The 13,930-nt window shown below is 57.7% G+C and carries 9 protein-coding genes; 5 read left to right on the top strand and 4 right to left on the bottom strand.

What is annotated here, in order from left to right; translation table 11 throughout:
- Window positions 1-162 precede the first annotated feature (162 nt).
- Entirely contained in the window at window positions 163-1,485 is a 1,323-nt protein-coding gene (locus tag ACVWZF_RS03730) for a four-carbon acid sugar kinase family protein (protein WP_457410866.1), read from the top strand.
- Window positions 1,486-1,504: 19 nt separating this feature from the next.
- Complete coding sequence (locus ACVWZF_RS03725; protein WP_011434089.1) at window positions 1,505-3,031, top strand: NAD(P)/FAD-dependent oxidoreductase; 1,527 nt, start codon at window positions 1,505-1,507, stop codon at window positions 3,029-3,031.
- On the opposite strand, the gene treZ is transcribed toward ACVWZF_RS03725, so the two are convergent.
- Window positions 3,028-4,851, bottom strand: coding sequence for a malto-oligosyltrehalose trehalohydrolase (treZ, locus tag ACVWZF_RS03720; protein WP_457410899.1), 1,824 nt, complete (start codon window positions 4,849-4,851; stop codon window positions 3,028-3,030). The two genes, ACVWZF_RS03725 and treZ, sit on opposite strands and share 4 nt — an antisense overlap.
- Before the next feature lie 152 nt (window positions 4,852-5,003).
- Here treZ and ACVWZF_RS03715 point away from each other — a divergent pair, with 152 nt between their 5' ends.
- The gene (locus ACVWZF_RS03715; RefSeq protein ID WP_011434091.1) at window positions 5,004-7,067 is read left to right on the top strand and encodes a prolyl oligopeptidase family serine peptidase; all 2,064 of its coding nucleotides are present in this window, start codon (window positions 5,004-5,006) and stop codon (window positions 7,065-7,067) included.
- On the opposite strand, the gene eno is transcribed toward ACVWZF_RS03715, so the two are convergent.
- Entirely contained in the window at window positions 7,064-8,347 is a 1,284-nt protein-coding gene (eno, locus tag ACVWZF_RS03710) for a phosphopyruvate hydratase (RefSeq protein ID WP_457410865.1), read from the bottom strand. The two genes, ACVWZF_RS03715 and eno, sit on opposite strands and share 4 nt — an antisense overlap.
- Before the next feature lie 238 nt (window positions 8,348-8,585).
- Window positions 8,586-9,260 (bottom strand): global nitrogen regulator NtcA, encoded by a 675-nt coding sequence (ntcA, locus tag ACVWZF_RS03705; RefSeq protein WP_011434093.1) that lies wholly within the window; start codon window positions 9,258-9,260, stop codon window positions 8,586-8,588.
- 301 nt (window positions 9,261-9,561) lie between these two features.
- Here ntcA and ACVWZF_RS03700 point away from each other — a divergent pair, with 301 nt between their 5' ends.
- Window positions 9,562-11,433, top strand: coding sequence for a M61 family metallopeptidase (locus tag ACVWZF_RS03700; protein WP_457410863.1), 1,872 nt, complete (start codon window positions 9,562-9,564; stop codon window positions 11,431-11,433).
- Between the two features lie 50 nt (window positions 11,434-11,483).
- Window positions 11,484-12,812 (top strand): hypothetical protein, encoded by a 1,329-nt coding sequence (locus tag ACVWZF_RS03695; protein WP_414418767.1) that lies wholly within the window; start codon window positions 11,484-11,486, stop codon window positions 12,810-12,812.
- A gap of 21 nt (window positions 12,813-12,833) precedes the next feature.
- Here ACVWZF_RS03695 and ACVWZF_RS03690 read toward each other — a convergent pair whose 3' ends face one another.
- Window positions 12,834-13,721 (bottom strand): hypothetical protein, encoded by an 888-nt coding sequence (locus tag ACVWZF_RS03690; RefSeq protein WP_414343577.1) that lies wholly within the window; start codon window positions 13,719-13,721, stop codon window positions 12,834-12,836.
- Window positions 13,722-13,930 lie beyond the last annotated feature (209 nt).

Raw genomic sequence — 13,930 nt, 5'->3', positions numbered from 1 at the left:
TTGGATTCAACAGAGCCAGTTGATCTCAATCATGGCAAACTTCGCCTGGAATAGGGGCAGGGAAGATGGCCAACTTGGGGGAAGATGAAAATAGCGGTTGCCCTTTGAGGGGGATTCGTCTGTCTGGAGTTCTCGGGTTGCTTTGTCGATTGAGACGGTCTCATGGCTCTCCCCCCTATCGTTGTGTTGGACGATGATCCCACCGGATCCCAAACCGTTCACAGTTGCTTGCTCCTCACCCGCTGGGATCCGGAGACCTTGAAGCTGGGGTTGCAGGATCGTTCGCCGATTCGCTTCATCCTCACCAATACTCGGGCTTTGCCCCCGGCGAAGGCAGCGGAGGTGACGCGGTCGGTCTGCCGGGCCCTCAAGCAGGCCATGGGGGAGCTGGGGTGGGAGCGGGCCCTTTTTGTTAGCCGCTCCGACTCGACGCTGCGGGGGCATTACCCCCTGGAAACGGATGTGATGGCAGCAGAGCTGGGGCCTTTTGATGCCCATTTTCTGGTGCCGGCCTTTTTTGAGGGAGGGCGCATCACCCGCAACAGTGTCCACTACCTACGGGTGGGGGAGCGCTGGGTGCCGGTGCATGAGACGGAGTTTGCTCGGGATGCGGTGTTTGGCTACCACCACAGCTATTTGCCGGACTATGTGCAGGAGAAAACCCAGGGGCGGATCCGGGCTGAGCAGGTGGAGCGATTGACCCTAGAGCAGATTCGCGCCGGCTGTCTGGAGCGGCTTTTGAGTCTGGAGGGGAATGTCTGCTGTGTGGTGGATGGAGAAACCCAGGCGGATCTGGATCGCTTTGCCCAAGATGTTTTGGCGGCAGCCTCTCAAGGCAAACGCTTTTTGTTTCGCAGTGCCGCCAGCCTCCTGACGGCTCTGGCCCAGTTGCCGCCACAACCCGTTCCCCCGGAACAGATGGGGCAGTTTGTTCGCTCCTCTCAACCGGGGGTGGTGATCGTGGGATCCCACGTGCAAAAGTCCAGCCAGCAGTTGGCCCGCCTTCTGCAGGAGCCAGGGATCCAGGGCATTGAGGTGGAGGTGAGGCGACTATTGGATCCCGACGCGGAGCTGCTGCCTGGGATCCTGGCCCAAGTTCACAGCGCCTATGAGCAGGGTCTGACGCCGGTGGTCTACACCAGCCGAGAGGAACTGACGTTCGAAAAGGACGCCGTAGAAATGCGCCTAGCTTTTGGGCAGAAGGTTTCCCGGTTGTTGATGGGTGTGGTGCAGGGGCTGCCAGAAGGGATCGGCTATCTCATCAGCAAGGGCGGCATCACCTCCAACGACACCCTCAGCGTTGGCCTCAACTTGCCGGCGGTGCGTCTGCTGGGGCAAGTCTACCCTGGGATCTCGATGGTGATCACCCCGTCTGATCATCCCCGCTTTCCCAACCTGCCGGTGGTGTTGTTTCCGGGCAATGTCGGCGAGGTGGATACGCTGGTTTTGATTCATCGTCGCCTCAAAAGTCGGGGCTTGGTCTAGAGTGAAGTTCCTCCTGCCGATGGCTGAATTCGTCCCCCCGCCAGAAGCCCTGCCCACCTTGGATCGCTGGTGGGGATCCCTGCGGCAGCCGCAGGCGGAACTGCCCCCGGCAGTGGTTCACCCTTCTTCCGCTCGTTTGGGCAGCCAATCCTGGGATGCCGATGTGGTGATTGCCGGCGGCACCTTGGGGATCCTTCTGGGGGCGGCTTTGGCCAAGCGGGGCTGGCGGGTGATCCTGCTGGAGCGCGGGATCCTGCGGGGGCGGGAGCAGGAGTGGAACACCTCACACCAGGAGCTGCAGGTGTTGTTAGAGCTGGAGCTGCTTACCCCGCCCGAGTGGGAGGCAGTCCAGGTTACCCACTACCCGAGGGGGCGGATTGGCTTTGGGGAGGGCCCCCACTGGTGGGTGGAGGGAGTGCTGAATGTGGGCGTGGATCCAGTCAGCCTCCTGGAGTTCCTCAAGCAGCATTTCCTGGCCTGGGGGGGCCAAGTGTGGGAGCAGACTGCCTTTCAAAGTGCCACCGTTCACCCCGATGGGATCTGCCTCCAGACCACCAAGGGACAGATCCGTGCTCAACTGCTGGTGGATGCCATGGGGCACCGCTCGCCCATCGCGGCCCAGGCTCGCCAAGGGCAGCCGCCAGATAGCGTCTGTCTGGTGGTGGGATCCTGTGCCCAGGGGCTGCCCGACCAACCCACGGGAGATCTCTTCTACAGCTTTACCCCAGCCCAGAATGGCTACCAGCCCTTTTGGGAAGCTTTCCCTGCCCGCGATGGGCGCACCACCTATCTTTTTACCTACTGCGACCGGGATCCCCGGCGGCCTAGTCTAGAGCAGCTCTGGCGGGATTACTGCCGGCTGCTGCCAGCCTACCAGGGGGTGGAGCTGGCCCAGATCCGCTGGGTGCGCAAGCTATGTGGCGTTTTCCCCGCCTACCGCCGCAGCCCGCTGCAACTGCCCTGGGATCGCCTATTGGCGGTGGGGGATAGCAGTGGCAGCCAGTCGCCTCTAAGCTTTGGCGGCTTTGGCGCCATGTTGCGCCACCTGGATCGCCTACAGCAGGGGATCCACGAGGCCCTGGCGCAACGGCAGTTGAACCAGGCAGCCCTGGCCCTGCTGCAACCCTACCAGCCCAACTTGGCCGTGACCTGGCTATTTCAGAAGGCCATGATTCCCCCTCTGCAGAACAAAAGTTGGGATCCCAATAGCATTAACCGCCTGTTGAGCAGGGTGTTTGCGGCCATGTTTGCCGCCGGCCCCCAGGTGGTGAAGCCCTTTTTGCAGGATGTAGTGCAGTTCGGCGGCTTGGCCCAGGCCCTGTGGGGGGCGATGAGTCGGGATCCTCGGTTGGTGGCCGGACTTTTGCCCCGGTTGGGGTTGCCGGAGTTGGTGGAATGGGCGGGCCACTTTGGCGCCCTTGGCCTCTACGAGCTGCTGCAAAGGCTAACAGATCGCCCGGAGCCGGAAACCAACCCCCAGGACTACTTCTGGAGACGGCGCCGCGAGGCTTGGCGCTACGGCTGCGGCCGGGATTACCTCTTTTAGGGGTTCTGACCGTACACCGCCACCCCATAGGGCGGTACCTCCACAAGATCTCCTTGGCTTCCGGCGGGCAGAGAGGATCCCTTGCCCAACCACTGGGTCTCATGGCTGTCCAAAAGTTTTTCCCAGGTGCCGCTGGGCCATTGGGTATAGGTGACTGGCTGATCGGGGCTGAAATTGAAAAGGGCAAGCAAAGCCTGGGATCCCTGGCGGCGGTGCAGAGCTAGGCCAGAGTTGGAAAAGAGCTCCACTTCCACTCCATCCCGCTCCAAGTGCTGGAGGGCCGGTTGGGTTTTGCGCAGCCGGATCAGGGCCTGGTACCACTTCCAGAGAACCTGGTGGTGACCGGCCTTTTTCAACTCCCAATTGAGCTTGGAGCGCAAGAAAGTCTCTTCAGCTTGGGGATCCGGCGGCTCTCCCTGCCAGGCAAAGGCGCTGAACTCGCGGCGGCGTCCCTGTCGTACCGCTTCCACCAAATCGGGATCCCCGTGGCTGACAAAATACAGAAAGGGGGCCACCTCCCCGTATTCTTCCCCCATAAATAGCAGCGGCAGCATGGGAGCTAGCAGCAGGGCAGCGGCAGCCAATTTGAGGCCCTCGAAAGAGGTAAGCTGGCTAAGGCGCTCTCCCAGCCTGCGGTTGCCCACCTGGTCGTGGTTTTGAATGCAGACAACAAATTGGGATCCCGGTCGCCCAACAGCGGAGTTGCCGTGACGCCTGGCGCGGTAGCAGGAGTACTGGCCAGAATAAACGTAGCTCTCCCGGTAAGCCTTGGCCAGGTGCTCCAATTCGCCAAAATCCTGGTAGTAGCCTGTCTTTTCCCCGGTAAGCAGGGTGTGAAGTGAGTGGTGGAAGTCATCGCACCACTGGGCATCTAGCCCGTAGCCCCCTTGCTCTCGGGGGGTGATGAGGCGGACATCGTTGAGGTCGCTTTCGGCAATGAGAACCCTGGGCCGGCCAGTGCGAGCTTCTAGGGCATCCACCTGCTCTGCCAATTCCTGCAAGAAGGGGTAGGCGCTGAAGTCGTAGATGGCATGCACCGCGTCCAGCCGCAGCCCATCGAGATGAAACTCCTCCAACCAGTACTCGGCGTTTTGTAGGAAAAACTCTCGCACGCCGTCAGAATAGCAGTCGTCGAAGTTGAGGGCATCCCCCCAAGGGGTGTGGTACTTGTCGGTGAAGTAGGGGCCAAAATCCCGCAGGTAGTTCCCCTCCGGCCCCAGGTGGTTGTAGACCACATCCAAGATGACGGCCAAACCCAGTTGGTGGCAGGCATTGACTAGGGCTTTGAAGCCTGCCGCTCCTCCATAGCTGGTCTGCACCGCGTAGGGGTAGACGCCGTCGTAGCCCCAGTTGCGCTCTCCTGGAAACTGGGCCACCGGCATCAGCTCCAGCACGTTTACCCCCAACTCCACCAACTCCGGCAGGCGAGGGATCAGAGCAGCAAAGGTGCCCTCGAGGGTAAAGGTGCCTACATGCAGCTCGTAGAGGATCCACTGAGACAGGGGGATCCCCTTCCACCCCTGATCCTGCCAGTCGAAGTGGGGATCCACCACCCGCGAAGGGCCGTGGACGCCGTAGGGCTGGCAGCGGGAAGCGGGATCCGGCCGCTCCACTACCCCTGCTGAGGTGTGCAGGCGGTAGAGGTAGTCCACTGGCCCAGGTGGGATCCCGTCCACCTCCCCCTGCCAATAGCCCTGCTCATCCCGCACTAGAGTAAAGCAACGTTGGACAGGGCTGAGCAGCTTCAGCTCCACCTGCTCAACCAAGGGCGCCCACACCGAGAAGTGATAGCAGCCTGAGCCCAGGGGATAGGCGCCCATCCGCCCGGCCTGGAAGAAAGGAGAAGCCTGCAACACAGAATCTATCCCGCAACTCGGCTTCCACTATAGCGAGCATGCCTGGCAAAGGCCGGAGAGTGGGTTTTTGGCTTCTCCTCTGCCATAGTGGAATGGGTCTCTAGCGCTTAGGTCTCATGCTCAACTACCCGCCCAGCTATCCGGATCCCACCGTTGTCGACATCTACCACGGGCAGGCGGTACCGGATCCCTACCGCTGGCTAGAGGATCTAGATTCGGAGCAGACGCGGGCCTGGATTGAGGCGCAAAACCACCTTACCTTTAACTACTTGCAGCAGATCCCAGCCCGGCAGCGGATCCGAGAACGCCTGACCCAGCTCTGGAACTATGAAAAATACAGCCAGCCCTTCAAAGAAGGGGGCCGCTACTTCTATTTCAAGAACGACGGCCTGCAAAACCAAAGTGTTCTCTATACCCAAGAAAGCCTGGAGGCTGAGGCCAGGGTCTTGCTGGATCCCAACACCTTCTCCGAAGACGGTACGGTGGCTCTAGCGGGCATTGCCATCAGCCGTGATGGGCGGTATCTGGCCTATGGTCTCTCCCGCTCCGGCTCCGACTGGCAAGAATGGAAGGTGCGGGACATCGAAACCGGCGAGGATTTGCCGGATCACCTCCGCTGGGTCAAGTTTTCCGGGGCGAGCTGGACGCTGGATGGGCAAGGATTTTTCTACAGCCGCTACGACGAACCGGCCCCCGGCAGCGAATACGAAAGCGTCAACTACTTCCAGAAGCTCTACTACCACCGCCTGGGCACCTCCCAGTCAGAAGATGTTTTGGTCTATCACCGCCCCGACCAAAAAGAGTGGGGCTTTGCCGGCGGGGTTACTGAAGATGGGAATTACCTCATCATCTCCGTCTGGCGGGGCACGGATCCCAAAAACCTCATCTTCTACAAAGACTTGCGGGATCCCCAGTCTCCTGTAGTAGAGCTCATCCGCGAGTTTGAGGCCGAATACAGCTTCGTGGGCAACGACGGATCCCGCTTTTGGCTGTTGACGGACTGCCAAGCTCCTCGGCGGCGACTGGTGGCCATCGACTTGGAGCAGCCTGACCGGGTGCAGGAGGTGATCCCCGAGGCGGAGGAGACCCTGCAGGGGGTTAGCTTGATCAACAATCAGTTTGTGGCCTTCTACCTCAAAGACGCCCACACCCAGATCAAGACCTTTGCTTTAGACGGCACCTACCTAGGAGAAATCCCGCTGCCCGGGCTGGGATCCGCCAGCGGCTTTGGCGGCAAGCGCTACGACACCGAGACCTTCTACACCTTCACCAGCTTCACCACCCCGCCCACCATCTACCGCTACGATTTCACCAGCGGCACCAGCACCCTGTTCCGTCAGCCCCAGGTGGATTTCGATCCCCAGGCCTACGAGGTGCAGCAGGTGTTCTACACCAGCAAAGATGGCACCCGCATCCCCATGTTTCTCGTCCACCGCCGCGGCCTGACTCGGACAGGGGATCACCCCACCCTGCTGTATGGCTACGGTGGCTTTGGCATCTCACTTACCCCCAGCTTTTCAGTGGGTCTGGTGGCCTGGCTGGAAATGGGAGGGGTTTACGCCCAGCCCAATTTGCGCGGCGGCGGCGAGTACGGAGAAGAGTGGCACCAGGCGGGCACCAAGCTCAACAAGCAAAAGGTGTTCGACGACTTTATTGCCGCTGCCGAGTGGCTGATAGCCCATGGCTACACCAACCCCGCCAAGTTGGCCATCTCCGGCGGCAGCAACGGCGGCCTGCTGGTGGGGGCCTGCCTGGTTCAGAGGCCGGAGCTGTTTGCAGCGGCCCTGCCGGCAGTGGGGGTGTTCGACATGCTGCGCTTTCATAAGTTCACCATCGGCTGGGCCTGGATCTCCGAGTACGGATCCCCGGAGAACCCGGAGGAATTCAAGGCCCTCTACGCCTATTCCCCTCTGCACAACCTCAAGCCCGGCACTGCCTATCCCGCCACCCTGATCACCACCGCAGATCACGACGACCGGGTGGTGCCCGCCCACAGCTTCAAGTTTGCCGCTGCCCTGCAGGTAGCCCAGGGGGGATCCCAGCCCATCCTCATCCGCATCGACACCAAGGCAGGGCACGGGGCCGGCAAGCCCACCAGCAAGCTGATTGAGGAAGCTGCCGACCGCTGGGCCTTTTTGGTGCAGGTGCTAGGGATCCCCTGGGACGGAACGGGAAGTTAGCGAGCTCTAGGACCCAGGCCCACCCGACCGGCATAAACTGCCGCTTCCCCCAGCTCGTCTTCGATGCGCAGCAGTTGGTTGTACTTGGCAATGCGCTCGCTGCGGCAGAGGGATCCGGTTTTGATCTGCCCGGCACGGGTGGCCACCGCCAAGTCGGCAATGGTGGTGTCTTCCGTCTCGCCAGAGCGGTGGCTGATGATGGTGCGAAAGCCGGCTTGAACTGCCAATTGGATGGCCGAGACGGTCTCCGTCAGGGTGCCGATTTGGTTGGGCTTGATCAAAATGGCGTTGGCGGCGGCGCTGTCGATACCCTTTTGCAGGCGGGTCAGGTTGGTTACAAACAGGTCATCTCCCACCAGCTGTACCCGGGATCCCAGTTGAGCGGTCATGGCTTGCCAACCGGCCCAGTCTTCTTCCGCTAGCCCATCTTCAATGGAAAGGATGGGATAGTTGGCCAGCAGTTGCTGGTAGTAAGCCACCATATCAGCCGTGCTGTGGGCTTTGCCCTCAAAGTGATATTGCCCATCCTGCAGCAGCTCGTTGGCGGCCACATCCAAGGCCAAGGCGATATCTGCTCCCGGTTTGTAGCCTGCCTGTTCAATAGCCGTCATCAGCAGATCCAAAGCCGCCGCATTGGAGTCGAGATCAGGAGCAAACCCCCCTTCATCCCCCACACCGGTGGACAGCCCCTTCTGCTGCAGCACTTGTTTTAGTACCGCAAACACCTCAGCCCCGTAGCGCAGCGCCTCGCGAAAGCTGGCCGCTCCAATGGGCACAAGCATAAATTCTTGAATATCGACGTTGTTGTCGGCGTGGGCGCCGCCGTTGAGCACGTTCATCAGCGGCACCGGCAGCAGGTTGGCAAAGGGCCCCCCCAGGTATTTGTAAAGAGGCAAGCCCACTGCTTCCGCAGCCGCTTTGGCTGTCGCCAGAGAAACTGCCAAAATAGCGTTGGCCCCCAGGCGGGACTTGTTGGGGGTGCCGTCCAGGTCGATCAGCAACTGGTCAATACGGGCTTGGTTGAGGGCATCTTCTCCCTGCAGCTCCGACTGGATGGGGCCAAGGATGTTTTCCACCGCCCTCAGCACGCCCTTACCGCCGTAGCGTTTGGGATCCCCGTCCCGCAGCTCATGGGCCTCAAAGGTACCGGTCGAAGCGCCGCTGGGAACCTGCGCCAAGCCCGTCGCCCCATTGGCTAAACCCACCAGGGCCTCTAAGGTGGGGCGTCCTCGCGAGTCGAGGATCTCATGGGCGGTAATCCACTCGATGGCCGTTTCCACAGTTACACCTCAGCAATTGGCTAGATAGCTCTGGCCAAAGCCAGATCCCCCCATAGACTAGTAGATTCTTGCCCGCGATCCGGTCAGCTTCCAGAAAACTTTAAGTCTGTCCTTTAGGTATAGAGATTCTTCAAGGCTGCAGCAGTAGATTGAACATAGGCCGGCCAGAGCTTCAACCAACCATCGAGCGGGGTTTGCCTAGGCAGGGTGCTGCTCAGGAGGTGTTCTCCTCTTCCTTCTAGGCAAAGCGATGGCTCAGCCGCATCGGGTCGTGTACGGTGATCTTCTTCTTGTGAATGGAGATGTACTTCTTCTTGCGCAGCTCTCCCAACAGGCGGGTGATGGTGACGCGGGTTGAGCCAATGGCTTCGGCAATGGCCTGGTGAGACAGCTTGAGATCGATGGTGACCCCATCCGGGCCAGGCACTCCGAAATCGCGACAGAGGATCAACAAAAAGCTGACCAGACGGGATCCCATGTCGCGATGAGCCAGCGTCTCGATCATCATCTCCGTTTGCAAGATACGAGACGACAGGCTTTTAACCAGCAACATGGCCAGTTCGGCGTTCTCCTGCAAGGATTTTTCCACCTGCTCGATCGGCAGAGAGAGCAACTCAGTAGGCGTAAAAGCCACCGAGTGATAAAAGCGGTCGGAGCGCTGTCCTGTGATAAAGGAGAGCACGCCGAAGATGCTGTTTTCCCGCAGGAGGGCAACGGTGATTTCCTCTCCCATTTCGTAGACCCGCGAGAGCTTAACGGCTCCCTTCACCAAAAAGTAAACCCGCTCCGCCGGATCCCCTGGAAAAAAAATGGTCTTCCCGCGCTCAAACGTTTCGATAACCGGAGGATGGTGAGGGCCTCCCAATTGCTTGAAGGCTGTGATCAGAGATTTTTCCGCTACGGCCACCGCCATACTCATCAACCTTTTAAGGTCAGTTTATACCTAAGATCAACCTATTAAGATCAATCTAGAAGCATTAGGCTAGGTTGCAACCCCTTGACTTCAGAATCGATGATGATACCAAGATTTACCCTAAAGTAGAAGGTTCTGCCCAGGCATCTTTGTAGCACGTGCTACATTTTTGAGTCTCGTTTTTGCCCCAGAAAGGGATCCCCAACCGAAAGCAGGGGTTAGGATAAGAGCCATTGTCGCTGGGGGTTGCGTCGGCCCTTGGCGGTAGAGAGTGGAGTGGGTTGGAACATTCTATCTATCTATGGGGATCCCAGAGGTTATCGTTGCTGCACCTTCTCAACTGAGCCGCCAGCATTTCACAGTGCGGATGCCGGATCCGGCCAATCACCTCCTGGAGGTGGAGCTGCTGCTCCGAGAGGTGGAGCCAAAGATGCCTTTGCGGCTGCGACTGCCGGTGTGGACGCCGGGATCCTACCTGGTGCGGGAATATGCCCGTCACGTGCAGGAGTTTCAGGCGGCAACCGAGCAAGGGATCCCTTTGGCCTGGCGGAAGGTGGACAAGAACACCTGGCAGATCGATCCGCCGGGCTGTTCTGCCGTGAAGGTGTGCTACCGGGTCTATGCCTATGAGCTGACGGTGCGCACAAACCATCTGGATTTGACCCACGCCTATTTCAACGGGGCAGCGCTCTTCCTCTACGTGCCCGGTCGCGAGCGGGAGCCCTACACTTTGACGGTGATCCCCCCCAAGCCGGATTGGCACATCGCCACCAGTTTGCGGCCTTTGATCTCCTCTTCTGGGGATCCCGCTTCCGGCCAGTCTTTTGTGGCAGAGGACTATGACGAGCTGGTGGATAGCCCGGTGGAGGTGGGTCCACATCGAGTGCAATCGTTTGAGGTGGAAGGGATCCCGCATTACCTTGTGGTTTGGGGGTCAGGCACTCTGGATGTCGATCGGGCCGTTGCCGATGCCAAGGCCATTGTCAAAACCACAGCCGCGTTTTTCGGTGGGCTACCCTACGACCGCTACTGGTTCATTGTGCATTTGTCGCCGGGAGGATTTGGTGGCCTTGAGCACAAGTACAGCACCACCCTTCTTTACTCTGGGCTGGAGCTGCATCAGCCAGAGTCCTATCGGCGCTTTTTGTCTTTGCTGGCCCACGAGTTGTTTCATGCCTGGAATGTCAAGCGTCTGCGTCCGCTGGCATTGGAAAAGATCGACTACAACCAAGAAAACTATCTGGAATGCCTGTGGTTTTGTGAGGGAGCGACCAGCTACTACGAAAATGTCATCTTGTTGAGGGCAGGGATCCTCAGTGCCGGCGATTTCTTGAAGATTCTTTCCGAACAGATTGGCCGCTTGCAGCGTACTCCGGGCCGGGCCGTGCAATCGCTGCGGGAGTCCAGCTTCGATACCTGGATCAAACTCTACCGCCCCCACGAAAACACCCTCAACAGCCAGGTTTCTTATTACTTAAAGGGGGCTTTGGTCTGTTGGCTGCTGGATCTGCACATTCGCCACCTTTCCGGCGGTCGGGGATCCCTGGATACGGCTTTGCAGGATCTGTGGCAGCGCTTTGGTCGGTCAGAGAAGGGCTACAGCGACCAAGACTTGCGGGAGGCGTTTGAGCGGGCAGCCGGTGCCGATCTTGGCCGGTTTTTCTCCGCCTATGTGGAAGGCACGGAAGAGCTAGACTACAACACTTACCTACACCCCTTTGGCCTCACCCTTAAAGCCCAATTCAGCCGCCCCAACCCCATCCCATACCTGGGCCTCAATTTCAACGGCGAGGGCAATCGCATCAGCGCAGTAGAGATGGGATCCCCGGCGCAAAAAGCGGGCATCTGGGCCGGCGATGAGCTGGTGGCCCTGGATGGGTTCAGGGTGAGCGCTGCCAACTTGGCGGAACGCTTGACGGCCTATCAGCCCCACCAGATCATTTGTTTGAGCGTTTTTCAAGCCGATCAGTTGAAACATTTCTGGATCCCGTTGGATCCCCCTCGGCCCGATGTCTACACGTTGGAGGTGTTGCCTGAACTGACTCCTGCTCAAGAAGCTCTTCAGCAAGGCTGGCTGGGATCCCTTGTCGGCGCCCAGCTTCGGTCAGAGGCAGGTCCCCATCTGCTTGAAAATTCACCTATCTCCTCCTATCATGTTGAGGCAAGCAGGTAATCCAGTTAACTGGAAAGAAAAGTAACAGCAGCAGAGGACAGGAGTATCTGATGGACTTAGTTTTGGTTTTATTGATTGGGGCAGCTGTTGGTTTCTCGGTAGGCATTTACGTTGCTCGCCAGTATGGGGCCAGTCCTAAACTGGAAATCTGGAAACGAGAGATTATCAGAGATATATCTTCGCAGCTAAGCCAACACAGCCAAAAACTCAACGACCCGGACAAAGCACTCATCAAGTTGAGCGAAGGATTGGTAGACAAGATTTCTCAAAAGTTACAGGAAAAGTTACAGGCCGTCCAAGCTACCCTTGAAGAGTTTAAATTTCGCCTTGCTGACAGCCAGCAAAGCTTGCTACAGGACTGGGGCAGAGACTTTCTACAAGCTATATCTGTAAAGTTGGCCGAACATGGCCAGCAACTGAACAATCAGCTAGCCATTCTGGAAAATCTAGTGGAAGAGGCCAAAGATATTTATCGGCAACTACGGGTTACTATTCAAAGTTCTCATGGATCCGAGATATGCCCAACTGCAAATCAGGACTCAAATCAGGACTCCCAGAATGAGCAGGTTACTCAGGTCATTGGTAAAGCACCAGATCCTGAGACACCAGACGAAGTACTAAGAGACAAGGATGGGACAGCTATCGTCGATATATCAAAGATAGAGTCGTTCTTAAACTCAAAAAACATAAAGATAAAAAGCATAGCTGCGGAAGAAAAAGAGGAAAAGCTAGATCAAATAGCCGCCTTTATGGGCAGTCAGTACTCTTTGATCAAAAGATTCTATGGAATGATTAAGTCAAGTATGAACAGCGGAAACTCTTTCTCAATAAACCTTAGAGACGAACCTCAACAAGTAATTGTCACAACTTGCCAGGTTGCCACAGAGCTATACAAGATTGCATTTTTGGAAGAGTATAGATACTTCAGAGCGCCTAGGTGTCTGCTAGTAGCAAGAGCCAGCAGATCTCGACAAGCACTGAATTTTCTCTCAGGAAACTGGCTAGAGAGATACGTTAGGAATAGGTTGATTTGCCTTGCTAAAAGGCAAACTGGAAAGATTGATTTTTCTCACATAGCAAATGCCAAAGTTACTTTGTCAAACGGAGATGATTTTGAGATGGATCTTCTCTTCCACGTTAATGATCAATTTTACTGGGTAGAGTCGAAGACAGGTGGGTACCAAGACAAAGTACAAAAGTACTCCGAGATTGCTTCTGACCTTGGTCTTCAGAGAAACCAAGCCATCATAGTTTTGGCCGACGTTAGTCAAGATGCAAAAACCAGTCTATCCTCTCTCTATCATTTGTCGGTCATCAGTGTTGATGAGGTTGAGGCTACATTTGAGAGGATCTTAAAAAGTCACCTTCGAGAAGTCTGAAAGGCACCCAAGAGCATTAGCTTAAGCCACAATTTTGACAGCTTGTTCCATACACCACCAGGGATCCTCCGCAAAAGCCGGCATGGGCGTGCTGCCCGCCTTGCCCAAGATGGCCAGCCGAACTTCCCGATCCAGGCGGGATCCGGCCCCGTAGGGATCTTCTGAGGGAGGTTCCAGCCGTTGCCCCAGAGGGGGCATCACCATAATGCCTGGCTGCATGCTGGTGCTGCTGACCCAGATTTTGAAGCGATCCACCGCTACGTCTGTTCCTTCTGGCAGCTGCATCTGCAGCAGGTAGCGGGGGCCAGAGCCAATCAGCAGGCTCTCGTTGGGGCGTAAACGGGCAGGCAGATCTGGTTGATAGGGGTAAACCAAATCCACGCTGTACCGCCGCTCGTCAAAGACGGTGACATAAACATGCACTGGAGTGGGGGCTCTGTTTCTCAAGGCAATGGCCAGGTTGCGGCCTGCTTGGATTTGCACTTTCCCTTGGGGATCCCGCGGCAGGGGGCTCACTTCGGCAGGGGCAGAGCTGCTGGCCGGGGTTTCCAGTTGGAGAAATTCCACTTCCAAGATGCTGCTCAGCGCATCGCTGGCAGGTTGCAGGTTCAAAAGATTACCAAAAGCAGCCACGTGCTCCAACAGCCGCACCAGCTTGCGAGGCAGGGCCAGTAGCTTCTTCACCGGGATCCGGAAGGCCGCCAGAGCCACCTCTTCCCCCCGCCGGTAAAAGTGATAAGTGGCATCGGGCAACAGCTCTACCCGCAAGTCCGCTGCTTCCGGGTCTGTGTAGGTCAGAAGCGGTGAGGCCGGCAAGGCCGCCAGCAAATCGGCAACGGGCATTTGCACTTGACTGGGATCCGCACAGGTGAAAGCCACCCGCAACGGCTGGAATCGGATAGAGGACATGGGGAAAACCTGGAACGGAGTCTGCCGTATTCTTCTGCTCTGAGGTTGCCAGGCAAGCAAGCCAAGCTCTATATTACCTGCATTACCTGCTCATTACCTGCTCAGTTCTCTCGACTGGGCTGTGGCCAAGTCAGCTCTCGGCCAACAGACTCCCAACAGGCCATAGCTCCGTAATCAAACTTAACACCAAAGGCAAATGGAACCATTGG

The organism is Thermostichus sp. OS-CIW-30 (genome assembly GCF_054060215.1).
The sequence above is the reverse complement of the archived record's forward strand: the minus strand, read 5'-3'. Positions and strand labels throughout refer to the sequence as shown.